This is a genomic window from Occallatibacter riparius, from assembly GCF_025264625.1.
Lineage (GTDB): Bacteria > Acidobacteriota > Terriglobia > Terriglobales > Acidobacteriaceae > Telmatobacter > Telmatobacter riparius.
Window position 1 is genome coordinate 6,051,186 of sequence record NZ_CP093313.1, and the last position, 25,070, is coordinate 6,076,255.

At 59.7% G+C, this 25,070-nt stretch carries 16 protein-coding genes; 4 read left to right on the forward strand and 12 right to left on the reverse strand.

Features of this window, described 5'->3' with window-relative positions; translation table 11 throughout:
* Positions 1 to 155: 155 nt before the first annotated feature.
* The 4 genes from MOP44_RS24695 to MOP44_RS24710 form a co-directional block, all read right to left on the reverse strand.
* Complete coding sequence (locus MOP44_RS24695; RefSeq protein ID WP_260793121.1) at positions 156 to 2,015, reverse strand: ABC transporter ATP-binding protein; 1,860 nt, start codon at positions 2,013 to 2,015, stop codon at positions 156 to 158.
* 33 nt (positions 2,016 to 2,048) lie between these two features.
* Positions 2,049 to 2,429, reverse strand: coding sequence for a hypothetical protein (locus MOP44_RS24700; RefSeq protein ID WP_260793123.1), 381 nt, complete (start codon positions 2,427 to 2,429; stop codon positions 2,049 to 2,051).
* Positions 2,430 to 2,500: 71 nt separating this feature from the next.
* The gene (locus tag MOP44_RS24705; protein ID WP_260793125.1) at positions 2,501 to 3,583 is read right to left on the reverse strand and encodes a sugar kinase; all 1,083 of its coding nucleotides are present in this window, start codon (positions 3,581 to 3,583) and stop codon (positions 2,501 to 2,503) included.
* A 60-nt stretch (positions 3,584 to 3,643) separates the two neighbouring features.
* Positions 3,644 to 4,543: an SCO family protein gene (locus MOP44_RS24710; RefSeq protein WP_260793127.1), complete on the reverse strand. Its 900-nt coding sequence runs from the start codon at positions 4,541 to 4,543 to the stop codon at positions 3,644 to 3,646.
* A 64-nt stretch (positions 4,544 to 4,607) separates the two neighbouring features.
* Here MOP44_RS24710 and MOP44_RS24715 point away from each other — a divergent pair, with 64 nt between their 5' ends.
* Complete coding sequence (locus MOP44_RS24715) at positions 4,608 to 7,292, forward strand: PD-(D/E)XK nuclease family protein (RefSeq protein WP_260793128.1); 2,685 nt, start codon at positions 4,608 to 4,610, stop codon at positions 7,290 to 7,292.
* Positions 7,285 to 10,914 carry a UvrD-helicase domain-containing protein gene (locus tag MOP44_RS24720; RefSeq protein WP_260793130.1) on the forward strand — a complete coding sequence of 1,210 codons (3,630 nt, stop codon included), beginning with the start codon at positions 7,285 to 7,287 and terminating at the stop codon, positions 10,912 to 10,914. The genes MOP44_RS24715 and MOP44_RS24720 overlap by 8 nt, the downstream gene beginning before the upstream one ends.
* Positions 10,915 to 10,920: 6 nt before the next feature.
* Here MOP44_RS24720 and MOP44_RS24725 read toward each other — a convergent pair whose 3' ends face one another.
* From MOP44_RS24725 to pstC, 5 genes are all read right to left on the reverse strand, one after another.
* Positions 10,921 to 12,672, reverse strand: a complete 1,752-nt coding sequence (locus tag MOP44_RS24725) for a MutS-related protein (protein ID WP_260793131.1) — start codon at positions 12,670 to 12,672, stop codon at positions 10,921 to 10,923.
* 136 nt (positions 12,673 to 12,808) lie between these two features.
* A complete protein-coding gene (phoU, locus tag MOP44_RS24730; protein WP_260793132.1) occupies positions 12,809 to 13,522 on the reverse strand; it encodes a phosphate signaling complex protein PhoU in 714 nt (237 codons plus the stop codon).
* Entirely contained in the window at positions 13,519 to 14,277 is a 759-nt protein-coding gene (gene pstB / locus MOP44_RS24735; protein WP_260793134.1) for a phosphate ABC transporter ATP-binding protein PstB, read from the reverse strand. The genes phoU and pstB overlap by 4 nt, the downstream gene beginning before the upstream one ends.
* Positions 14,278 to 15,138: a phosphate ABC transporter permease PstA gene (gene pstA, locus MOP44_RS24740; RefSeq protein ID WP_260793135.1), complete on the reverse strand. Its 861-nt coding sequence runs from the start codon at positions 15,136 to 15,138 to the stop codon at positions 14,278 to 14,280.
* 16 nt (positions 15,139 to 15,154) lie between these two features.
* Positions 15,155 to 16,246 carry a phosphate ABC transporter permease subunit PstC gene (gene pstC, locus MOP44_RS24745; protein WP_313901032.1) on the reverse strand — a complete coding sequence of 364 codons (1,092 nt, stop codon included), beginning with the start codon at positions 16,244 to 16,246 and terminating at the stop codon, positions 15,155 to 15,157.
* Positions 16,247 to 16,372: 126 nt separating this feature from the next.
* On the opposite strand from pstC, the gene MOP44_RS24750 reads away from it, so the two are divergent.
* Both MOP44_RS24750 and MOP44_RS24755 read left to right on the forward strand, forming a co-directional pair.
* Positions 16,373 to 18,919, forward strand: a complete 2,547-nt coding sequence (locus tag MOP44_RS24750) for an alpha-L-rhamnosidase-related protein (RefSeq protein ID WP_260793139.1) — start codon at positions 16,373 to 16,375, stop codon at positions 18,917 to 18,919.
* Between the two features lie 106 nt (positions 18,920 to 19,025).
* Positions 19,026 to 20,096: a LacI family DNA-binding transcriptional regulator gene (locus MOP44_RS24755; RefSeq protein ID WP_260793141.1), complete on the forward strand. Its 1,071-nt coding sequence runs from the start codon at positions 19,026 to 19,028 to the stop codon at positions 20,094 to 20,096.
* 409 nt (positions 20,097 to 20,505) lie between these two features.
* Here the strand turns inward: MOP44_RS24755 and MOP44_RS24760 are convergent, their stop codons facing one another.
* The 3 genes from MOP44_RS24760 to MOP44_RS24770 all read right to left on the reverse strand — a co-directional run bounded on the left by MOP44_RS24760 (position 20,506) and on the right by MOP44_RS24770 (position 25,017).
* Positions 20,506 to 23,184, reverse strand: coding sequence for a S9 family peptidase (locus MOP44_RS24760; protein WP_260793143.1), 2,679 nt, complete (start codon positions 23,182 to 23,184; stop codon positions 20,506 to 20,508).
* 270 nt (positions 23,185 to 23,454) lie between these two features.
* Positions 23,455 to 23,661: a hypothetical protein gene (locus MOP44_RS24765; RefSeq protein ID WP_260793144.1), complete on the reverse strand. Its 207-nt coding sequence runs from the start codon at positions 23,659 to 23,661 to the stop codon at positions 23,455 to 23,457.
* A gap of 81 nt (positions 23,662 to 23,742) precedes the next feature.
* Positions 23,743 to 25,017 carry a homoserine dehydrogenase gene (locus MOP44_RS24770; protein ID WP_260793146.1) on the reverse strand — a complete coding sequence of 425 codons (1,275 nt, stop codon included), beginning with the start codon at positions 25,015 to 25,017 and terminating at the stop codon, positions 23,743 to 23,745.
* Between the last annotated feature and the right edge of the window lie 53 nt (positions 25,018 to 25,070).

Here is a 25,070-nt window from a genome sequence, read left to right on the forward strand (position 1 = left end):
GAGTAAAGACCAGTTTTTCAAAATATGGACGAGCATGTCAACTGCTGGGACGCCCATCTCCCCTCTACGTAATTGCAATCCTGACGCACTATCTAACGGATTACTTTGCGGCTCCGCGTGCCGACACCGAGGCCGGACAGGTGTCGTGGCAAATTTCAGGCCGGGACTGTGTCGCCCTCGCCGGGGGCAAGGAACAGATTCGCCTCGAGCCCATGCTGTCGGGTGTACAGGTCGTAGTAACGGCCACCGAGCGCAAACAGCTCGGCATGGTTTCCGCGCTCCACGATCCTGCCCTGCTCCACGACTAGGATTTGCTCGGCCCTGCGAATCGTGGAAAGCCGGTGCGCGATGACAAATGTGGTCCGGCCCTGCATGAGCTGGTTCAAGCCCGCCTGGATCATGGCTTCGGACTCGGAATCGAGCGAACTCGTCGCTTCATCCAGTATAAGGATTCTCGGCGCCGCTAGAAGCGCGCGCGCAATCGACAGGCGTTGGCGCTGACCACCAGAGAGCTTCACCCCGCGCTCGCCCACAATGGTGTCATAGGCCTCGGGGAAGCGTTCGGCAAACTCGTCAACTCGCGCCGTACGGCATGCGGAAAGAAATTGCTCCTCGGTGGCGTCGGGCCGGGAGAACATGATGTTTTCGCGGATGCTTCCGTCGAAGAGAAACGAATCCTGCAAAACGACGCCGAGCTGTGATCGATACGAATTGAGATCGACCTGCGCCAGATCCGTATCGTCGACAACTACGCGCCCCTTCGTCGGGGTATGGAATGCGCAAAGCAGGCTGATGATGGTGGACTTGCCTGAACCCGAGGATCCCACCAGGGCCGTCACGGTGCCAGGCTCCGCGCGGAAGCTGATGCCGTGGAGCACTGGCTTTTCAGGCTCGTAGGCGAATTCGACGTCTTCAAAGCGCACGCGGCCGTCGATTGGCAGCATCTTGGTGGTGCGCCCGGGGACCTGGTTCTCTTCAAGTTCCGCGAGGATCTCGTTGGTGCGGTCAAGACCTGCGAACGCCTCAGTTAACTGCGTACCGATATTCACGATCTGGAAAAGCGGCGCGATCATGAACGCGAGGAAGATGTTGTATTGGAAGTAGTCGCCCAGGGTCCAGTGGCCGGTCAGGACACTGTGGCCGCCAAGCCACATCACAATGCCGGAGACCAGACCCAGCACAGTTGTGGAAGCCGATCCAAGCACGCTTGTCATCGTCAGCGACTTCATCACGTTCTGAAGAAGGCGCTCGACACCGCCGGAGAAGACGGTGGCCTCTCGATCCTCGGCGTTGTAGCCCTTGATTACGCGCACGCCGCCCAGCGATTCGGTGAGGCGGCCAGTGACCTCGGCATTGATTTTGCCGCGCTCGCGAAAGATGGGGCGAATGGTTTTGAACGCGTATTGCAGCACGAACACAAACGCGCCGACCACTGCAAACACAGTGAGCGTAACTGTAGTGCTACGAAGCAGAAGATAGACGAAGACGAGGCTGGCGGTAACCAGGCCACCGACGAACTCCACGAGGCCGGTACCGACGAGGTTGCGCACGCCCTCTACGTCGGTCATGATGCGCGCCACGAGGGTACCGGTTCTGTTCTCGTCGTAGTACGCCACCGGTAGGAGGCCTACGTGCTTTTGCACCTGGCGTCGCATCTCGGCAATCAGACGCTGACCTGCCTTCGAAAGTAGTTGCGTGAGCGAGAACGACGTAATCGCCTGCACCACTGTCGCCAGCACTACAATCTCGATGATGCGGCGCAGGAACCTGGGATCGGGATGCGCTAGGTTGAGCGCCTTATCGAGCAGTTGCTTACTGTAGTAAGGCATGGCCAGGCCGGCCACTCGATTGATGCCCATGAGAATAAGCCCCAGGAACAGCAGGCCTTTGCGCGGCGCAACCAGTAACTTGATCTGCGGCCACAGCTTTTTAAACTCTGGTTTGCGCTTTGGTAGATCAGCATTGCCAACGCGGGCGCCGCGCCCCTGAGCACTGCGCTCGGCGCGCATGCCCATTCCCATTCCTCCGCCACGCATTGTAGCCATACGTTAGACCGTCCGGTTTCGGCGCGCGTCGATGAACGATTTTACGCACATCAACACGTAGATGAGCAGCAGGCCGGCCATCGCGCCCTGCGCCCCCAGAGCAATTTTGTCGGGATCGATGCCTTCCGAACGCGCGTGTCCGTATGAACTCACGGCACGCCACGCGGCGCCAATGAACCCGATCAGCCCTATGGTGACGTTGATGTGCATGAACAACTTGCGGCGGCTCTCGCCGGGGCTGATGGCGAGAAAGCCGAAGACGCCCAGCGCAATTCCAAACCAGGTAGGGATCAGTGCCGTGGGGTGCAGGCTGCCGGTTCCGAAGTAGCTGACCAGTCCAAGGATGATCAATAGGACTGCAAACACTAACGTGATTTTTGCCATGCGCGACCTCTCCGTGTGCTCACGGTCAGCATACCAGTTGAGATGTTGCACAAACCCCGGCGATTCAGGAACTAACGTTGAATACGAGCCGATCCACCTTTGGCGACTGAGCGGACCTGGTCGAGAGTGGCCATGGTTGTGTCTCCGGGGAATGTCGTAAGGAGCGCTCCGTGCGCCCATCCGAGCCTTACGGCCTCTTCCGGTGCTTCTCCGGTGAGCAGTCCGTAGATGAGCCCCGCGGCAAATCCATCACCGCCGCCGACGCGGTCGTACACGTCAAGTTCAGCAGTGGGCGCAGTGTAGGTCTTCCCCTCTAACCAGGCAACGGCGCTCCAGCTGTGCCGATTGGTAGAGTGCACTTCCCTGAGCGTCGTGGCAACCGCCTTCACCTTTGGCAGCTTCTTCGACACGTTCTCCATCATGCCGAAAAACACGCTCGCGTCGAGCTTGGATTTGTGCCCAACTTCCGGACCTGGAATTCCCAGGCCCTTCTGGAGGTCTTCCTCGTTGCCTACGAGTACATCAACGTGCTCGACGATCTTGTGGATAGTCTCGACGGCACGGCTCTCGCCGCCAGCCACCTTCCAGAGCTTCTCGCGGAAATTCAGATCGAATGATGTCACGGCGCCGGCGTCCTTGGCCGCCTTCATCATCTCCGCCGCAAGCTCGGCCGTAGTCGGCGAGAGAGCGGCAAAGATCCCGCCGCTGTGCACCCAGCGCACTCCGCCCGTGAAGATTCCTTTCCAATCGAAGTCGCCGGGCTTGAGCTGCGCAGCAGCTTCATTCGCACGGTTATAGAACACAACCGGCGGACGAACCCCAAAGCCGCGGTCGCTATAGACAGTGGCCATGTTGGGACCATTCACGCCATTGTGCTTGAAATGCTTGTAGATCGCCCTCACGCCCATCGCCCTGACTCGTTCAGCAATGAGGTCACCCACTGGGTAGTCCGACATCGCACTCACGACGGCTGTCTTCATCCCGAAGCAGTCGGCCAGGTTCGCAGCCACGTTGAACTCGCCGCCACTGACGTGAATTGCACACTGCCCAGCCTTGCGGAAAGGAATGATTCCCGGATCAAGCCGGTGCACGAGGGCACCCAGGGAAAGAAAATCAAGCTCCGCGTCCTTCCGAATCTGCAAGCCACTGCTCATGCGCTACGCTCCTCGTTTGCGTTGGATGTTCGTTCTGATTACCGAGAGATTTTCAGGTTCTCAAGCACCTGCCGCGTGTTTTACATCGCCAAGGACCTGATCCACCGTCCAGTCGTTTCCCGGATAAAACTGGACGACCTTTCCATCCGCACCGACCAGCGTGGTGGAAAGGGTGTGCGTAATTGAATCGCCGTCGCGGGTCAGCCCTACGTCAAAATATTGCGCCATTTTGTCCACTGTTGCTTCGTCGGGAACAGCGAAGTCCCAATGCGAAAAGGCGCTCTTGGAGTCGCTGCCCATGTAGGTCGCCCCGTAGGCACGTAAACGCTCCGGCGTGTCGTTTGCGGGATCGAAGCTGACGCACAGTAGATGGGTCTTGTTGTACAGAGACGGATCCGCCTGCAATTGCCGATTGATCTGCGCGAACTCGCGCGTCACGCGTGGGCAGAAATCAGGCAGCGGACAACGCGTGTAGATGAAGGTGATCAGCAGTTGCTTGCCCCGAAACTGGCTGAGCGATATGGCCCGGCCATCCTGGTTGCGCAGCTTGAAATCCGGAACCTGGTCGCCCGGCGCCGGCACGTGGTATTGCACCTTCGGCTTGTAATCGGGCTTTCCCTGCCCAACCACCACAATGTGATCGAGCAGCACATCGGCATCTGGATCCTGTGATACGAGCACGTCCGCCGTGATGACGTCCCCGCCGTGAAGCTCGGTCACCACATTCGGGTCCTTCACCTTGTAGGGCATCGTCATTGCTTCCATGAAACCAGGAATGGCTTCGTGGTTGACCGTAACTTCGCTCTTCGCCACATTGACCGACATGACTTTGCCCCGCATCTTGTACACCTTGAAACGCGGGTCAGTTGCAGCGGACGGGGCATCGGGCCGCGGCGTGCTATGGCAGCCGGAAAGGATGGCAGCAGCCAGAAAACTGGAAGTGAGCAATCGGCGAATCACCCCTCAGTTTACAGCCCGGGGCGGTTGGATGGCGTTGCGGTGCGAGACGGCGTATAACGCTGGAATGGGTTCATTTGCGGCGGTAGATCTGGACGCCCATTTGTGTGCGGGCGGTACTGTCGTTGCGGCCAGTGATCGAGCTGCGCGCGCTGTCCGTGCAGCCTTCAATCGCGCGCGCCGAGCAGAGGGCCGGGAAGCCTGGAGCACTCCGCGAATCTACGACTGGCAAACGTTCGTCCGGCTGGCTTGGGAAGAACTCACCGAGGACAGCCGGCTACTCTTGAATCCGCTTCAGGAGCTGTCCCTCTGGGAAAGCATCATAGCCGGGAGGGAACACCCCGCTGCAACGCTCGCGGGACCACGCCGTAGCCTGTCGACGATGGCCATGTTAGGGCACGCGCTCTTGTGCTCACATGCGCCGGAATTCCTTGACTCGAAGTCTCGGCGGGGCTGGACGCAGGATTCTGAGGCTTTCGGCGACTGGCTTTCTTCCTTCGACGAAGCCTGCAGACAACAAGGCGCGCTAAGCTCGAGCCGTCTGCCGCTGGAACTCCTGCGCGATGTCCAACTACATAATGGAGACCGGCCGAAATTGCTGCTCGTTGGATTCGATCGCGTGCTGCCCACGCACAAAACTCTGCTTGATGTGTGGGGCAAGTGGGAACTCGCGGATTCCAGGGGGAAGGCCAGCACGGTGCAATCGTTTTTCGCGGCGGATCAAGCAGAAGAGTTGTCAGCTTGCGCCGAGTGGTGCAGCCAGCAACTCAAGGCCGCGCCTGAAGGTCGCATGCTGATTATCACGCAGGACGTTCAGAAGCGCCGTGGCGAATTCGAACGGGCGCTTCTGCATCAACGGGAAATAGATTCTGCGTTCCGGTTCGAATTCACCCTCGGCGTGCCGCTCGCGCAGACCGCTCCAGTCCGCTGTGCGCACATGCTTCTGCGCTGGCTGGATGGCGAACTTGCAGAGCATGAACTTGATTGGCTCATCGCGTCGCCCCATGCAGCCAACGCATCGGAATCCGCGGCTCTGCAGGCCCGAATGCGCGGGTTGCGCGAGCGCGGACTGCAACGCACACACTGGAAGTTGACGACTTTCCTCGATTTGCGCCTTGCCTCAGCTCCCCTGCCCGACTTGTGGGCACAGAGAATCAAAGCGACGCTCGCGCAATTGCAAAGAGTGTCACAACGCGAAATGAGCCCCATCGAGTGGGCGGACACAGTACCGCAACTCCTCGAGACCATGAACTGGCCAGGTGCGCACACGCTGACCAGCACGGAATTCCAGGTGATACGCCGCTGGCGACAGGTCCTGGATTCATGTGGCTCGCTCGGGTTCAATGGGAGGCGCATGAAGTGGCAGGAGTTTTTGGCGGAACTGCTGCATGCCGCCGGCGAGACTCTGTTTGCCCCCGAGTCTGAAGAAGCGCCGATTTTGATCGCCGGGCCTGCCGAGTCAGCCGGCTTGACCGCCGATGCGATCTGGTTCCTCGGCGCGCATGAAGACGCATGGCCAGCGCGGGGCGAGATGCATCCACTGATTCCTGTTGATGTACAGCGTCGGGCACAGATGCCGCATTCCACTCCACAATTGGACTGGGATCTCGCGCAGTCGATCACGCAGCGTCTGGTCGCTTCAGCTCACGAAGTCAACTTCAGCTTCGCTCGACAGGCCGAGGGAGTAGACTTGCGTGCTTCAAAAATTGTCACCGCGTTCGCGGGGCTCGCATGCGGCCTTCCCTCCCGACTCCTGGCGAGGGATGAAACTCGGGAGATGGCGGTTCCTGTTGAAGATGTCGCTGCCGTCCCGCACCGCAGAGCTTCGGCAGGTGTTGAGATCCCCCTGCGCGGCGGAGCGGCGTTACTTACAGCCCAGTCCGTATGCGCGTTCAAGGCATTCGCGACGGGCCGCCTGCGCGCAGCCACTTGGGAAGCGGCAGAGAGAGGGCTCACAGCGGCCGAACGAGGAAAGCTCCTGCATGACGCACTGCATTCGGTGTGGGCCGGCCCTCCTGACGGCATTCGTTCATCGCGGGAATTACAGAGCATCGCGGATCTACCCGGGTTCGTGCGCAAGCATGTGCAAGCCGCTATTCCAGGCAAGGTTCCCTTACGCATTCGCGACGACATGCCCCCGCAATATCTCGCACTCGAAGCCGCCCGCCTCACGCGGCTCATATCGGAATGGCTTGCGTACGAGCAGACACGAGTGGAATTCGAAGTGGTCGGCACTGAGATCGAGAAGACCCTCAACATTGCGGGATTAGCGCTCGATCTTCGTCTCGATCGGCTGGATCGACTGAACGACAGATCACAGTTGGTGATCGATTACAAGACTGGCGACGTCTCGCCGAAGTCGTGGGAGTCCGATCGTCCCGAGGACGTTCAGCTACCCCTCTACGCGGGGTTCGGAATTGATCAGGGCGAAGGCCTCGGGGGCCTTGTGTTCGCAAAGGTCAGGCCCGGCAACATGTGCTTCGAGGGAAAAGTCGGAGACGCGTCCGCGGCACTAGACCGCAGTCTCAAGGGCACGTCCGCTCTGGTGAAATACCCGCTGGAACTCGATCAACTGCTCGAGTGGCGCGAAACAATCGAAAGGCTTGCCCATGATTTTCTTTCCGGCCGTGCAGATGTGAATCCGCTCGACCTGTTGAAGAGTTGCGAGCGCTGCGGCCTGCAAACGCTCTGCCGCATCAATGAGCGACCTGATCTGATCGACGATGAGGATGTGGAGGCGCTGGATGACTAGGCGGCCCAACCCTCCGGATCAGGATCAACGCAAGCGCGCCCTCGATCCCACGCGTTCGATCATCGTGCAGGCACCGGCGGGATCTGGCAAGACCGACCTACTCACCAGGCGTTTTTTGCGCCTTCTAACGGAAGTCGACGACCCTTCACAGATCGTTGCCATCACGTTCACGAAGGCCGCTGCAGCGGAAATGCGGCACCGCATCCTGAGCGAGTTGGAGAAGGCGGCCGTTCTCCCTTCGAGTATGGACGCAGACGACCTCTCGATGGAGGTGCTTGCCGCAAGGGCACGGGAGCACGCGAACAGGATGGGTTGGAACCTGGTTGAAATTCCTGGTCAACTCCGCATCTCGACGATTGACTCGTTCTGCCGCGAGATCGCCATTCAGCGCCCGCTCCTGACCACGCTGGGCGGGAGCCTCGATGTAAGCGAAGATCTGGAGGATCTCTATCGGCGAGCAGCGCGCAACACTCTCATGGAACTCGGACGCAGTTCTCCCGATTCGATGGCGGTGCGTGAAGCGATTGAAGCTCTGCTCGAGTGGCGCGATAACAACTGGCAGGAGCTTGAGACTCATTTGGTTGCCATGCTGCGCCAGCGCGACCGTTGGATGCAGGAGTTCTGGCTGCGCGACTTCAATGAGCAGGACGAAACTAGCTGGCAACGTCTTCGCGAATACCTGGAACGGCCTTTTGGGCGAGCGGTCGCATCCGGGCTGGCCTCTGTGAGCAGCCTTTTGACAACGGTGGCCGGAGCGGCAGAGGAGGTGCATGACCTGGCCCGCTTCGCGTGCGGGCAACTTGGGAACACGCGCTTCACTGAACTGGCGGAGATGGTGGACTTTCCTGTCGTTGATTCTTGCCTTGCTTGCGACCTTGAGCAGACACGCCTCGCATACTGCTGCCTGGCGGACATGCTCTTGACTGCCACCGAGGGTACATTTCGAAAAACCGTCGACAAGAGACTCGGATTTCCGGCGGACCGCAAGCGTGAAAAGCATCGACACGAACAGCTGATTCGGAATTTGTCGGTCATCCCAGAATTGGAATCTGCGCTCGATTCCGTTCGCGACCTGCCTCCCGCTCGATATTCCGATGAAGAGTGGCGCATCGTCCGTGCGGGCTTCACTCTGCTGCGCCGCGCTGCCGCAGAGCTGCAAATCGAATTCGCTGAGGCCGGTGCCGTCGATTTCATCGAGATTGCGCAAATTGCTCAACGCATCCTCGAAGACGATGATGGGCAACCCAGCGACGCCGCCATTACCATCGCCGATGGAATCCGCCATCTGCTCGTCGACGAGTTCCAGGACACCAGCCGTCGCCAGCACAGGCTGGTAGCCTCTCTCGTATCCGCGTGGCCTGACACCTCGAATCGTTCGCTGTTCGTTGTTGGCGATCCGATGCAGTCTATCTATTTCTTCCGCGCCGCGGATGCGGAACTGTTTCCACGAGTGCAGCAGGCCGGCCTCGAACTTCCAGATCGCGATTCTCTGCCGCTCGAGATTGTCAAGCTCGCATCCAACTTCCGTACGCAACCTGCGCTGGTGCATCAACTCAACGACGCTTTTAGCGCAGTTTTCGGAATCAACGATGGCAGCAACGTGCGGTTCAGTTCGTCCGAACCCGCCCGAAGTTCGGCTAGTGCGGGGGCCATTTTTGATCTGCATCTGGAGTTCGCTCCCGAGATGCCGCGTACGAGCCCGAGTGATCCGGATGCTGCGCGAAAGAAAGAGCAAGCTCGCGAAGACCGGGATGCGACCCTCAAGAGGCAAACTGATGAGATCGTAGCGTTGATAAAGGACCGGCTCGGCGCAATGGAGCAGGCGCGCTTCCGTGGAGAGAAGTATCGCATCGCAATTTTGGGTCGCGCACGGGCTGCATTGGCGCCCATTACACAGGCGCTGCGTGACGTGTCGATTCCTTTCCGTGCCGTTGAGCTGGAGCCTCTCGCAGACCGGCCTGAGGTCCTGGATGCTCTGGCACTAGCGCGTGCACTGCTGAATCCCGAGGACCGCGTGGCGTGGCTCGGAATGTTAAGAGCACCGTGGTGTGCCCTTCCCCTTGACGATCTGCACGCACTGACCAGCGCTGACGATCCCGACGTTCAAACTCGCCCGGTTCCCGAGCTTCTGCGAGAGCGCAAGGCTATGCTCGGCCAAGGAGCACGGGGCGCACTAGACCGCGTGCTGCAGGCCTATGAGGATTCGTTTGCGATCCGCGCGACAATGCCGCATATGTCCAGCGGTACATGGCTCCAGCAAGTCTGGTTGCGGCTCGGCGGGGACAAGTGTGTCGATGCCACTGGACGCGCGAACCTCGATCTGCTGTGGCGATCCCTTGACAAGCTGCCGAATGGCGACGCTGACCTCACAAGCCCCGCGCTGAACGCGGCACTTGAAAAGCTAATGGCACAGCCGGATCCCGCTTCTGACGGGAATTGGGGCGTGCACGTCATGACCATTCACAAATCGAAAGGCCTGGAGTTCGAAGTTGTGATCGTTCCGGAATTGCAAGCCCGAGGTGCAAATACGCGTTCTGCGATGTTTTCGTGGCTTGAACGCGGACTTGAAACGCCGGAAGCAACAGGCGAAATCACGGAGTTCCTCATCGCGCCATTCCAGACGAAGGGCGCGGATGGCGGGGCGGCAAAGAAATGGGTCGATCGCGAGTACCGCGCCAAGGAATCCCAGGAGATGCGCCGGATCTTGTACGTAGCTGCCACTCGCGCGCGCGAAGAATTGCACTTGTTTGCGCGCCCGTCCTACAAGTGGGAGCAAGATGACCCCGTGCTGTGCGAGCCTCACGAAAGCTTGCTTTCAAAGGCATGGCCAGCACTTGAAGATCAGGTCCGGACCCAATTCGAGGCGTGGAAATCTAAAGCCCAGGCGGCGCAGATCTCTAGCTTGGCAGCCGGTGTAAGTAACGTTATCGTAATGCCTTGTCCACCCCGGCCCGCATTCCTCCGCCGCCTTCCTTTGGATTTCGTCCCATCTCACCTATCGCATTTCCGGGAAGATAGAGGCACTTCCACAGGAGTCGAGCCAACCGATACATATCAAAGGCATGAAGGCAGCATCGATTCGCGAATCCTCGGGACCGCCGTGCATCTTGGATTGCAAATTCTGGCGCAACTACTATCGACGCTCGACGGCGATGCAGCGCGCTCGAGGCTCGCCACATCCATTGAGCGCATCTCAGCGCACATACGGGCGGCCGGTATGAGTCGCGACCATGCAGCCAAAATTGCTGCGCGTGCGCTCGAGATTGTAACGCGGTCCTCGAACGACCCTGCTGGAGCATGGATTCTCGCGCCACACGCTGACGCAGCGTCAGAGGTGCGGTGGACCGGCGCCGTGAGCGGCGGGCTTCGTACTGTTCAGGCCGACCGCGTGTTCCGCGCAGGATCAACGCCGCTTTCTGAGGGATCGGAGGCCTGGTGGATCATCGACTACAAGACCGCGGACGGCAATTCTAATGACGCTCTTCCGAAGCTGCGGGAGATGTTCGCGCCACAACTTGAGCTTTATGCGAACGTTCTCCGCAAGCTACACGGGCCGGATGCACAGATTCGGGCCGGCCTCTACTACCCGCGCATGCTGCAGTTCGACTGGTGGGAACCATAAACTGCTCTACTCGGATACACCGAGACCTATGGCCCGCATGAGCTTCAGTGCATTGCTCGTTTGCACAACGCCAGGCTTCAACTTGTAATCGAACACCAATGCCTCACCGTCGATTCGATCTTCAAAGTGCGCATTGAACCCGCGGCCGTTCATGGTTTCGGGAATACGCGTCAACGCAAGGTCGTGGGTGCTTACAATACCGATGCCGTGATGTTCAACGAGTGCACGCAGCACGAACTCCGTGCCGATCAGCCGATCGTGCGAGTTCGTCCCCGATAACAGCTCATCCAGGAGAAACAATACAGGTGTCGTATCCTGCGCCAGGTCCGTGATCATCTTCACACGCCCGATCTCCGCGTAGAACCGCGACACCCCACCGCTCAGCGAGTCGAGGATGCAAATGGATGCCGCGACTTGGAGCGGCGAAATTGTCAATTTCCGCGCACGAACCGGGGCGCCGCATTGCGCGAGCACCGCATTCACACCGATCGCACGGATAAAGGTGCTCTTGCCTGCCATGTTGGGCCCGCTCAGCACCATCAACTGGCGTTGAGCATCAAGACAGAAGTCATTCTCAACAGCCTTGCCTATGGGCAGCAGCGGGTGCGCGAGACACTCGGCATCGAACTGCGGGCCGATCTCCACGAGTTGCGGAAACGCATAGTCCGGGTGCTCGAAGGCGAAGCCCGAGAGCGACGACAGTGCTTCCAACTCCCCCACGGTATCTAACCAAACGCGAAGTTGCGGGCCGAAGATGTGTTGCCAGCGTTCGGCGAGAAAGACCAGTTGCGCACTCCAGAATGTCACCAGGTCTAACGGTCGCGCAAACAGGCTGTGCCGTGATTCGATCAGATCCGCCAGCCGCGCAAGCTTGCGAATCGCCTCCGATGGGCAGATCCCGTCACACCGCAGTGCGATCTGCAGATCAACCAATCTCGGAGCTGTGAACTGCTCGCTTTCAAGCAGCGCAAGAACGGCCGCCAAGAGTTCGAGATCACCGGCCGCACGTTCAATTCCACCGACGGCCTTGTCGAGGCGGGCTGCGATGCGGTGCGAGTAGCCGAAATTAAACAGGCTCATCACCAGCGCAGGAAGGGGCGAACTCCACCAGATCCAGGCGACGATGCTCAGAAGCCACAGAAGCGCCAACCCTGAGCTCGCCACACGCGTGGCAGTAGTCGTGAGGATGGGCGTCGCCCGCCCCCACAAAGACAGTACGTCAGGATGAACGCCACTGCGCACCGATTCACCCGCCGAAGCAATCCCCTCTCGGAGTTGAAGTCGCGGAGCTAGATCGCGCACAGCAGCCTGACGCGCCATGACGTCGTCCATTGGAGCCGCCGTCAAAAGCCAGTTCGCGAGTGTTTGCTCCCCGGCCCGGGTGCGAGCTGTGGAGAGATATTGAAAGACCGATGTAGTGCCAAAAATATCGAGATCGCGAGCGTACGGATGTGCCGGATCGAGAAACCGGTCGCCGGTCTCTCCGCGGCCGCGCCAATTATCGTTGAGACGCGCCAGGCCATCCTCATAGAAGCGAATAGCTCTTGCGCGATAACGCATACGCTCTAGCGTCTTCTCATGAAGCACGACCAGAACGAGGAAGATGGCGGTGGGAACCGTCAGCATAAGAAGGCCGGACAGTACGTGGATTAAGAATCCGGCGGCAGCCAGGGTGAGAACCGCAATAACAAGCTTGCTGATTCCGTATACCCGGCTGCGGCGCGCCGCCGCCGTCTGCAGACGCCCGAGCGACTGCACTTGGAATTCGTACTCGGCTGAGGCCGATCGTGTTGTCCCGTTTATATCCGCTTGTGGGGCAGGGTTCATAACCTGCACTCAAGACTATCGCGTCGCGGCAGCGGGGCTGCAGGTCTTGCGGCTAATGCTCGTTCTATCAGTCTGCAGATGACGAAGAAGGCGCGGCCTGCTGAGACTTCTCGCGCGCCATTACGCTCTTATGATGACGCACATCCGCGCCCTGCACCCAGAAGATCACGTCCTCGGCAATGTTCGTCGCATGGTCGGCAACGCGCTCGAGATTGCGGCTGATCATCAAGGCATTCAGGGCCTGCGGAGCCAAATGGGGCTGCTCTTCCATCACTTTCGTCAGTGTCTTGTAAGCCGTGCGATTCATCGCGTCCACAGCGTCGTCCATGGTGAGTACCGATCGCGCGAGTTCAGCGTTGGCATCAATGAACGATTGGAGACTCTTGCGAACCATGTCCGATGCAAGAGTTGCCATGCGCGGAATATCCACAGGCAATTCAGCGCTCGGCAACTGCTCCATCTGCCGCACGCGATCGCTGATGCTCTTGGCCGAATCGCCTACCCTCTCCAGGTCGGCATTGATCTTGATGACGCTGAGGATGAAGCGCAAATCGGTGGCCATCGGCTGCTCCATCGCGAGCAGGTCCAGCGCGGTCTGATCGACGTCCCGCTCCATGCGATTGATGGCTATCTCGCTACGACTCACCAAATCGCAGATGGAGAGATCGCGCGTGCGATACGCCTCGATTGCACGCTGAATCGCCTGTTCTGCAAGGCCCGCCATCACCAGCAGATTTTCTTTCAGGTCTTCGAGGCTCTGCTGAAACTTTATGCGTGTCATCCGAACCTGCCCGTGATGTAGTCTTCCGTGCGCTTATCGCTGGGATTGGTGAAGATCTTATGCGTCGAGTCGAACTCCACAAGGCGGCCGTTTAGAAAGAAACCAGTCTTCTCGGCAACACGCGCGGCCTGCTGCATGTTGTGCGTCACGATCACAATAGTGTACAGCGATTTCAGCTCGAAGATCAGGTCCTCAATCTTCGATGTCGAAACCGGGTCGAGCGCCGACGCCGGTTCATCCATCAACAGGACTTCGGGATCAACAGCCAGCGCACGCGCGATGCAAAGGCGCTGCTGCTGACCGCCAGAAAGGCTTGCGCCCGACTTCTTCTTTAAGTCGTCCTTGACCTCGTCCCAGAGCGCCGATTTCTTCAGCGACCGCTCGACAGTCTCATCGAGCACGCGGCGATTCCGGTAGCCGTTCAGTTTAAGGCCAGAGGCAACGTTGTCGTAGATCGACATGGTCGGGAACGGATTCGGTCGCTGGAAGACCATGCCAACTCGGCGGCGGATCTGCACCGGCTTCGAATCGGCATAAACATCTATGTCACCCATCTTCACCGTGCCCGTAACGCGAGCGATCGGATTCGTCTCGTGCATACGGTTTAGGCAGCGCACAAAGGTGCTCTTGCCGCAGCCCGACGGCCCGATCAGCGCTGTCGCCTGATTCGCCGGAATATGCAGGTTGATGTCCTGCAGCGTGTGATTCGTGCCGTACCACGCGTTCAGGTTGGTTACTTCAATTCCGACGCCCACTTAGCTTGCCCCCTTCAAAACCCCGCGGCTGGTGACGTACCGAACCAGCGAAACCGCGAGCACGATCAGAATTATCAAAACCAGAGCACCGCCCCATGCCATCCGGTGCCAGTCATCGTATGGTCCCTGTGCGTATACGTAGATCTGCAGCGGCAGCGCGGCAATTTCGCGGTTCAGGTTGGTGCTCCAGAACGAATTGCCCAGCGCTGTAAACAGCAGGGGAGCGGTTTCTCCCGCCACGCGCGAAAACGCGAGCATACAGCCGGTGATGATACCGGGCGAGGCAGTCCGCACCGTAATAGACAACACCGATCGCCAGTTCGGCACGCCCAGTCCCAGAGCCGCCTCGCGCACCGAGTTCGGCACCATCAGCAACATCTCTTCTGTGGTGCGCGTAATCGTCGGAATCATCATGATGCCGAGCGTCACTCCACCGGCGAATGCGGAAAAATGCCCGGTCGGCACCACGACCAGCGCATAGCCGGCAATCCCCATCACGATCGATGGCACACCGTTCAACACGTCCGCGGTGAATCGCACCGCATTGGCTAGCTTGGTGCCGCGCCCGAACTCGGCCAGGAAGATTCCCGCACCTATGCCGATAGGTACACCGATCAGGCTTGCAACGCCTAAAAGTACTCCCGAGCCCACGATCGCATTGGCCATGCCGCCGCCCAGTTCTCCGGGGGGCTTCTGCATCTTCGTGAAGAAATCCAGGTTCAAGGAGGAGGCGCCTTTGAAGACCAGATACACAAAGATAGCCAGCAGGGGCGCGATCACAAGGATCGTAGCGAGGATCGCCAACCCGGTCACCAGGTGGTCCGTGGCGGTGCGCAACCGTGAGTTGAATGAATTCGTCACCTGCACTTGCCGCTCCTCAATGCGCCCGCGCCGGCGCGCCGCGCGTCACAGCCCACACCAGCAGCCGCGCCAGCGTATTCACGATGATGGTCACGATAAACAGCGCCAGGCCGATCTCTGTTAATGCGCTTCGATGCAGGTCGTTCGCCGCCTCGGCATATTCGCTCGCGATGACGGCTGCCATCGAGGTTCCATTGGCCAGCAGCGATCTGCTGATCTCGGGCGTGTTGCCGATCACCATCTGGACAGCCATGGTTTCGCCCAGTGCACGGCCAAGACCGAGGATAATCGCACCCACAATGCCGATTCTGGCGTTGCGCAGCACGCCGGTCCGGATCATCTCCCAGCGAGTGGCACCCAAAGCAAGCACCGCCTCGCGCTGCGAATGCGGAACCGCCGACATGACTTCGCGGGTTAGAGAAGAGATGATCGGGAGGATCATGATCGCCAAGATCACCGATGAGGCGAAATAGCCCAACCCGGTGGGGTTGGTATCGGTAAAGAATCCTGTCCACCCCAGCGCCTTGTTAAGCCCGGGATTTACATATTGCCTCAGAATCGGCACCAGGATGAATATGGCCCACAAACCGTAAATGACGCTTGGGATCGCCGCGAGCAGTTCCGTTACGAATGCAAGTCCTCCACGCAGGGACTTGGGACACATCTCCGTGAGGAAGATCGCAACACCCACCGCCAGCGGAACCGCCAGAACCAATGCCATCAAGGATGTAACCAGTGTCCCGTAAACGAATGGGAGCGCGCTGAAGTGGCCATTGACGGGATCCCAGTACCACGGGAGATTTGTGGAGGGGTCGATGTCCGCCTTGAAAAAGAATTTCAGACCAAAAGCATGCCACGCTTCCTGCGATTGGCGGATGAGCTCAGTGGCAATGAGCACGACAATGCCGAAGATGCTGAAGGCGCAGAGCACCATCAGCCATTGAAATCCCCGGTCTGCTACGGCCGAGTTTCCCCGGGAGAGCAGGAACTTGCGAATCTCAGATTCCGGAACCGAGCCGGTTGGCCTGGGAGCTTCCTGGGAAGGAGATCCTGATGCAGACGGGGATTGAGTTTGGGCAATTCGAATCTCGGGCACTTGTCCGATCACCAGCCTCAAGGCTAATCGGCCAATGTGAATGTCAGGTTACAGTCCAGCAAAATCAAATGCATACGGGCGGCAAAAATGGGGTTGGGTCGGCTAATCTTGATCCCTGTACAACTCCGAGGGACTCCGATGCGCCGTATTCTCTTGCTTCTGCTATTCGTTGCCGGTTCCATTGGCTTGACCGCACAATCCGCCGAGCAACTGGATCCGCCGAGCCGTGCCTGGAAGGCCTCGTGGATCACGCACCCGACGGCGCCGCTCCGCGATCCCATCGTGCTGCACTTCCGCCGCAGCGTCGATCTGCCGGCGGTGCCGACGAGCTATATCGTCCGCGCCAGCGCCGATAACCGGTTCATCCTCTATGTAAATGGCAAACGCGTGGGCGACGGCCCAGCGCGCGGCGACCTGACCCACTGGCGCTACGAGAAGTTTGACCTGGCTCCTCTGCTTCACGCCGGCGCCAACCTTATTACGGCGACGGTATGGAACTTCGGCGTCTACGCTCCCCTCGCTCAGATGAGCGACCGGACGGCGTTCCTGCTCGAATCGGAGGCGACCGGCGACGCCAGCATCTCAACGCCGAATGGCTGGCAGGTCGAGGTTGAACCCGGGCAGACGCCGCTGCCGCGTTCGACGCTGAGCTACATCACCTATTACGCATCTGGGCCGGGCGAGCAGTTGGATGCTTCCCAATATGACTGGAAATGGCAAGAGGGGGACAAAGGGACAGAGGGACAAAGGGACAAAGGAGCCGCTACTGGGCAATGGGTGAAGCCCGGCGACCCGATGCGGGACAGTGCGTTTCCGGGGACGAATAAGGCACATTCTGCTGATGTAACCGGCGACAATCCATGGGGGCTGGTGCCGGATGAGCTGCCGCATATGGAGTATGCGACGACGGATCCTGCGAAGGTTGTGCGCGCCACGGTAAGCAAGGGCGAATCCGTTCCCGGCAAGCCGGGTCAGATCAGCGCATCCGTAACTGCTGCTCACTCGCAGTTCGAGGGCTTTCCGTCTGAATCCGGAACGGTGCCGCCGCATTCCCATGTTGCATTGATGCTCGACCGAAAAGCCCTCACCACCGCTTACCCTCAGCTCACGGTTTCCGGAGGGAAAGGCGCGAAGATTCGGCTCACGTACTCGGAAGCGCTGTTCGATGATAAGTTCCACAAAGCCGATCGCGACGCGCTTGACTACACGGATGCGCAAGGCAAAAAGCACGACCGCAAGGCGGCCGGCTTGAATGACCTGTTTCTGCCGGATGGCGGGCAACATCGGACGTTTGAGCCGCTGTGGTGGAGGACTTGGCGGTATCTCGATCTGGACATCACAACCGGCGATGAGCCGCTCACGCTTGAATCGCTGAAGGCGCAGTTCACCGCGTATCCCTTTGAAGAACGCGCCAAGCTGACGACTGGGCAGGCAGATCTCGACAAGATATGGGAAGTCTCATGGAGGACGGCGCGGCTGGATGCGCATGAGACCTATATGGATACGCCCTACTACGAGCAGTTGCAGTACATCGGAGACACGCGGATTCAGGCGCTGATTTCTTACACCGTTGGCGGCGACGACCGGCTCGGTAGGCAGGCGCTGGAGGCATTCAACACCTCGCGTATTCCGGAGGGCATTACCCGGTCGCGCTATCCCAGTTCCCTGCCCCAGAACATCCCGACGTTCTCGCTGCTGTGGATCGGTATGCTGCACGACTGGTGGATGTACCGGCCCGATCCAACACCGGTGAAGGAGTCGCTGGAAGGCACGCGCTCGGTGCTGAACTGGTATGCGCAGTACGAGCAGCCGGACGGCCTTTTGAAGAAGACGCCGTGGTGGTCGTTTATTGACTGGATCATCAAAGGCGAGCTCGCGAGCTACAGCGCCAATGGCGAATCGTGCGTCACGACCCTGGAATATCTCGGCGCTCTGGAGCAGGCCGCTGATCTTGAGCAGGCCTTCGGCGATCCGCACATCGCTCAGCAGCATCGCGAACGGGCCGGGCACGTCCGTTCAGGGTTGACGTCGCAGTGCTGGAGCGCGGACCGCAAGCTGCTCGCCGATAATCCCGATCGCAAGGACTTCTCCGAGCAGGCCAACATCCTCGGCGTGCTGTACGATGTGATTCCCAAAGACCAGCAAGCCGATGTGCTCCAGCGCATGCTCCCAATTCAGCCGGGAGAGACGCCGAATGGCATGCAGAGCGCCTCCCACTACTTCCGGTTCTATCTCGCGCGCGCGCTTGACCATGCCGGCATGGGCGATCAGTATCTGAAGTCGCTCGACGCCTGGCGCTCGCTGCTGCCTCTGCACTTCAGCACGTGGCCGGAACAGCCCGGCGACACGCGCTCCGACTCGCATGCATGGACGGCACACCCGATCTACGATCTGCTGACGCTGGTCGCCGGGATCGAGCCGGCCAGCCCGGGATTCAAAAGCGTTCGAATCGCTCCGCATCTGGGCGACCTGCGATCCCTGACAGCGTCCTTTCCACATCCAGATGGAGACATCCGCGTCGAGTATGGCTGGACTCCGGAAAAGCCCGACTCCCAAATAAAAGGCGGATCCACGTTTCATGCCACTATCACCTTGCCGAGGTCCCTCAGCGGCACCTTTGAGTTCGATGGCACGAGTCGCGAACTCAAGCCCGGGGTCAATCGGATTGAGGTACCTATGAAGTAGCCGCTAGCCGCCGCGAAGTAGTCCACTTCGGGCGGGAATCCGATAAGACACCGGCGGAGACAGAGTATCGTTCCCCGCCCCGGGTAAATCGTGTTACAACTGCGTCATGCCAAAGGGAAAGAGTTCCACGCCTCCGGGCCACGTGAACCTGCGAATGCTGGCCGAACACCTCGATCTCTCGCAGACGACCGTGTCGCTGGTGCTGAACAACTCGCCCTCGGCAAAGTCGATTCCGCAAGAGACGCGGCAGCGCGTAATGGAGGCGGCGCAGCGGCTCAATTATCGCCCCAACTACTTTGCCCGCTCGCTGCGTCAGAGCCGCTCGATGAGCGTTGGCGTGCTGGCTCCCGACCTGAGCGAGGGCTACTTCACGCGCGTGATGAACGGCGTGGTGCAGGAGCTGACCGCCGCGCACTATTTCTACTTCACTGCCTGCCACGACTGGCGCAAAGAGCTCATCGAGCAGTATCCGCGCATGCTGGTGGAGCGCGCGGTGGACGGGTTTCTGATGCTGAACACGCCGGCCGATCAGATCCAGGTGCCGGTTCCTGTGGTCGCCATCTCCGCGCACAGTCAGAGTGAGAACGTCACCAACATCGTGCTCGATCACCACGCGGCCGTAGAGATGGCGCTCAAGCACCTCTACGATCTCGGCCACCGCCGCATTGCGTTTATGCGCGGTCCGAAGGCCATTCCCGACTCCGAATACAGGTGGGAAGCGATTCAGGAAGTTTCACGCGAGATGGGTCTCAAGATCGATCCGGCCAACGTGATCCGCATCGACAGTGAAGGCTGGTCGATGAAGACCGGTCACCATCCGATGGCTCCCGAGATCGGCTACAAGCCGATGAAGGCGCTGCTTGAAAAGCATCGCAACTTCACGGCGATCTTCTGCTTCAACGACATTGCGGCTATCGGCGCGATTCGCGCGCTGAGGGACTCGGGCTGCCTGGTTCCGCAGGATGTTTCGGTGGTTGGCTTTGACGATATTCTGTCGGCGGCCTATTCCACTCCTTCGCTCACCACGGTGCGCCAGCCGCTGCATGAGATGGGCAAGCGCGGCGCCGAGGTGCTGCTCGACCGCATCGCGAATCGCGACAAGGTATATCCGCCGGAGATCACGATGGTTCCGGAGCTGATTGTGCGCGAGTCGACTGCTGCTGCTCCCAAAGCCTAGAGAATCGAATTCCGCTGGCCTTGGCCGGTTGAAGAGCTGGTTGAGAGCTTCTGCCGGTCGATTTCTATATTTACTAGTAAGTAAGCTATGTTGATTTTTTCCACAGACAAGGCCTATGGAATTCTGTAACCAGTCATCTTTAATTTATTCAGATACTTAGCTAGAAATCTCGCCCAAAAAGCGAAGATTAGGAGAAGTAAAAACAGGGGGAGGGGTAGCTAATTTTCTAGTAAACTCGCCCCGAAATTCCACAGGGCTGTGCTCAGTGGAATTGAGCACAGCCCTTCATGGAAAGTAGCTTGCTTGCGGACCGGCGTCGGTGACGGCTATCACGGTCCCTCGCATCCAGCTCCAGGCCGCAGACGGTCTGGAAACCTGCGGTTGCTGAACTCCGCTTTGGGTGCCAGGGTTAGTCCACCAGTTCCGACGTCATCGTCGCTCCGCCCATCGAGGGGAGCACCGCGGTCGTCTTCACCGGCTTGCGCGTGGTCTTCTCGATCCAGACCGTCTTCTTGTCGCTGCCCCCGTCCGCTGAGGTCACCTCAACCCGATAGGTATCGAAGGTGCCCGCAGGAACCGTCACTTTCTCACTGCCGGCCACGCTAGCCTGCAACAGCTTTACCTTCTGAGTCTGCACGTCGAAATTGCGATAGCTGGTTGAATAGCCCTCGGCGAGCGGCAGGCACGCCAGCACGTCGTCGGCGCCTGCTGCGTCGGCAAATACTGGCCCGCCAAGATCGGCCGCAATCGGCTTCTCCTGCCCGTTCATGCTGATCTTGCCTGTTGCCTTGTCATCCGCATAGCTCACATCAATCGCCACCGGCCCCTGCTTTATGACCTGTTTCTTCACCAGCAGGCTCTGTTTGGCGATGCTCGTTTCATCGCTCATTGTGCCTTGTGGCGTCTCCGCCTGCTCCATCGCCGTCCACGCCTCACCGGCATCCGTGATGGTGGAGGCGACCTTCATCTTCATCTCCTGGCCGCCCATGGAGATGGTTACGTTGTAGTGATGCGTCCCCGGTTGCAGATCGCTGACAGGCTTGGGCGCCCCGATATTCTTGGCGTCGACCATTTTGGCGACCACTACCGTCTTTGGATCGACGGTGAGTTGTGCGAGCCGCGTGGTTTCTTCCGGACCGCCGCCTTCCTGGTAGCGTCCGCCGAGGTGCTTGGCAAGAAACTTCTCGGACGCCATGAACATGGCCAGGTTGTTCACCGGCCGCGCAAAGCCATGGCCTTCGTCATCGGCCAGAAGATACTCGACCGGGAAGCCCCTGTCGCGCAGCGCGACGACGATCTGCTCTGCCTCGCGCCGGTTCACGCGCGGGTCATTGGCGCCCTGAACAACAAGCAGCGGTGTGCGAATCTTGTCGGCTGAATTCAGTGGCGAAGCAGCAGCCAGCAGCGCCTTGCCTTCCTTCGTGCTGACGTCGCCCATGCGCACGGCGAATGTCTTGCGCGCTGCCTCCCAGTAGGGCGGGATCGACTCCATGAGGGTGATCAGGTTTGAGGGCCCGACGATGTCCACTGCGGCCGCGTACACATCGGGCGTGAACGCCACGCCGGCAAGCGTTGCGTAGCCGCCGTACGAGCCGCCCATAATGCCCACGCGTTTGGGATCGGCTATGCCTTCGGCAACCAGATACTTGACGCCCCACGTGAGGTCGTCCTGCATCTTCTTGCCCCATTCCATATTGCCGCCGTCGAGGAATTTGCGGCCGTATCCCGTGGAGCCGCGGAAATTGGGCGTAAGCACAGCGTATCCGCGGTTCGCCAGAAATTGCACCATGGGGTTATAGCCCCAGTTATCGCGTCCCCAGGGACCGCCGTGCGGCAGGATAATGGCCGGCAGATTCTTTGCGGGCACGCCTTTGGGCAGAGTGAGATATGCAGGAATCTCCAGCCCGTCAGAGGACTTGAACGTCACCGCCTTCATCTCCGCAAGGCTCTCGCGCGGAATCTTGTCATAGATGCGGTACTGCGGCGTGATTTTGCGCGTCTTGCGATCGAAGAGGATCTCGATGCCGGGCTCGCGATCGCTGTGCAGGCTTACGAGCCACCTCTGCTCATCGCGCGTGCTGGAATTGACCGCGATATCCTTATCGGCATATTGCTTTTCAAGCCAACGGTAATCCGCGCCGTACGCCTTGTCCTTGAAGTAGGTCTTCACCTTCGCCGCGATATACCAGGTCTCGATCAACTCATCGTTGGCCTGGGAGAACAATGCGCCGCCAAGGTCCACCTTCCCAAGCGGATCGCTCTCCACCATTTCGGTCTTGCCCGTCTGCGGGTCCAGCAGCATCAGGGAGATGAGGTCGCTGCCCTTGTTGCTCTCGATGTAGACACGGCTGTTGTCAGGCAGGAAGTGCAGCGGATTGCAAGTCTCAAATACGGAGCAGGAGTAGATGGGCGTGAACTTGTCAGCGTCCACGCGCAGAATTTCGGTGTCGCCATTCTCCGCGTTGCGGGTGGCAAGCCGCAGTTGATCCTTGTTGTCGAACTGCCATCCGGTTACTCGGTCGGTGTTCTTGCGGAGAAGCGTCTTTTCGCCGGTCGAAATACTCAGCTTGTAGAGGTCGTGCCAGGCCTTGTCGCGATCGTTCAACCCGATGTAGACCACGTCGGGCTCGCTCTTGGGCACCTCATACAGCATGATGCGAATGCCCTTCAGCCCCGTCAGATCGCGGGAGGCCGGCGCGTCTTTTCCTGCGTCGGGCTTGCCTGCAGGATCGACGGCGTAGAGGTTGAAGTTTTCATCGCCGTCGTGGTCCTTGACGTACAGGATCATCTTGATGTCGCGCGACCACAGGTATCCGGCCACGGGCCGATGCGTTTCGGTAGTCAGCAGGCGCGCCGCTTCGAAAGGCTCGTCGACGCGCTTCACATAGATGTTGCGCGTGTCCTTCCACGGCTTCAGGAACGCCAGATACTGGCCGTCCGGCGAAAGCTGAGCCCCCGCAATTTCGGGGTTGCCAAAGAACAGGCTGCGATCAATCAGAGGCGGAAGACCTGCTGTCTGCTTCTGCTCAGCATTAGCCGCGCCGGACAGCAGCACGACTCCCAACATTCCATAGACGAGGCTTCTCATCGAGAGATCCTTTCGGCGAAACGTTACGCATCAATCTTTGACTTAGCGGAAAGACAACGACATTTTCCTCCTGCGGGAGAGGAATGGCAAGATGTCGCTGGAGACGCGGCTGGGCGGGACTGTTGCAATGGGGGGATGAGAGGAGAGGAAGATGGGCCTTGGATTCCGGGGAGATTAGCGGAATCCGGCTGAGGCGACGGATTAGATCGTCCTGGCTGCGCGGGGCAGCCGGACCTCAGCTTGAGGGAGAGGTGTGGATAGGAAGCACGATCAACCGCAGAAGGTCTGGAACCAGCGGCTGATGTAAACCTGAGCATGCGCTTCGCCGCAGTAGTGGCGTGCATTCGGCGCGTCGGCGGTCTCCTTTGTCCAGCGGTGAATCGCAAGTTGCGCATCGCCGCAATGAATCACGAACCACCGCACTGGCTGCTGGCTCTCTTCACCGCAAATTTCACATCGATAGGTTGTTTCGATCATTCGAGCCAAGCCTCCAAATACAGTTGTCAGTGATCAGTTGTCAGTGGTCAGTTGTGAACACCCGTTTGCATGGTCCGTGGCCTACTCGAGCATCTGCAGATCGAGGGGCGGCTCGAGCAGGCAATCCATTGTACGTATCGACGCGAGGGCGCGCTGCAGCGCCGAGGATTTGCACGGTTCCACGGTGACGACGAAGGGCAGCGCATTCGCCGGATAGCCCGCCTTCTGGACGATGGCGCGAATGTTGATGCTCTCGCGCGCCAGCGCACCAGTGATCTCGTGGACGATGCCGGGCCGGTCATTCACCAGGAAGCGGATGTAATGCGGTACGTCGAACTCGGCTTCCACCTTGGCTTTCTGCGACGGGATCTCTACGCGCCGGGATCCGTGGGCCAGAGCGACCAGGTCGCTGACGACGGCGACCGCGGTGGGGTGCCCGCCGGCGCCGTGGCCGGAGAAAACGACATCGCCGCCGTAGTGGCCGCTGAGAATGACCATGTTCTCGGTGCCGCGCGACCACGCCATGGGCGAGTGCAGATCGATCAGCGTAGGGCCGACTGTAGCCGCCACATTGCCATTGGTCTTCTGCGCACGGGCGACCTGGCGGATGGTGCAGCCAAGATCTCTGGCGTAGCTGAAGTCCACGGCAGTGACCTCGGTGATGGGTCGCGGAACAATTTCGTCAGGATCGACCTCCACGCGCATGGCCAAGCGCATCAGGATCGCGAGTTTGGCGCGGGCATCGAATCCGCCCACGTCTTCGGTCGGGTCGGCTTCCGCATAGCCTTTGGCCTGCGCCTCGGCAAGGACGGGCGCGTATTCCGCACCGGCATCCATCTTGCTGAGGATGAAGTTGCAAGTGCCGTTGAGAATGCCCTCGATCTTCTCGATGCGATCACCGGCCAGACCCTGCTCAACGCCGGGGATGACCGGAATTCCGCCTGCTACGGCAGCGCCATATTTCAGGTGGCCGCCGTGCCTGGCGGCGAGCCGCTCCAGTTCAACTCCGTGAAAGGCGATGAGCTTTTTGTTGGCGGTGACGACGCTCTTGCCGGCTTCCAACGCACGGCGGATGAAACCGCCAGCAGGGTCAAGGCCGCCCATCAGCTCGACGATCACGTCGGCATCCGAGGCGAGGACGGCGTCGGCGTCTTCGCTCCACACAACCGACGGGCCGGCCCAATCGGCGCGTTTGCGGGCCACGTTGCGATTGAAGACGTGCGTCAGTTGCAGGCCCTCGGGCTTACATTCGGCCACGATGCGCGCTACGGAACTGCCCACCGTACCGAATCCGAAGATGGCGATACGCAGCGGGCGGAGTCCGCGGGACTCCAGCGCGGGGTCTGACTGAACCATTCCTTGAGACACAGGCACTCCCTTGATCGAACGCGGTTGAAAAGCGGTGATGT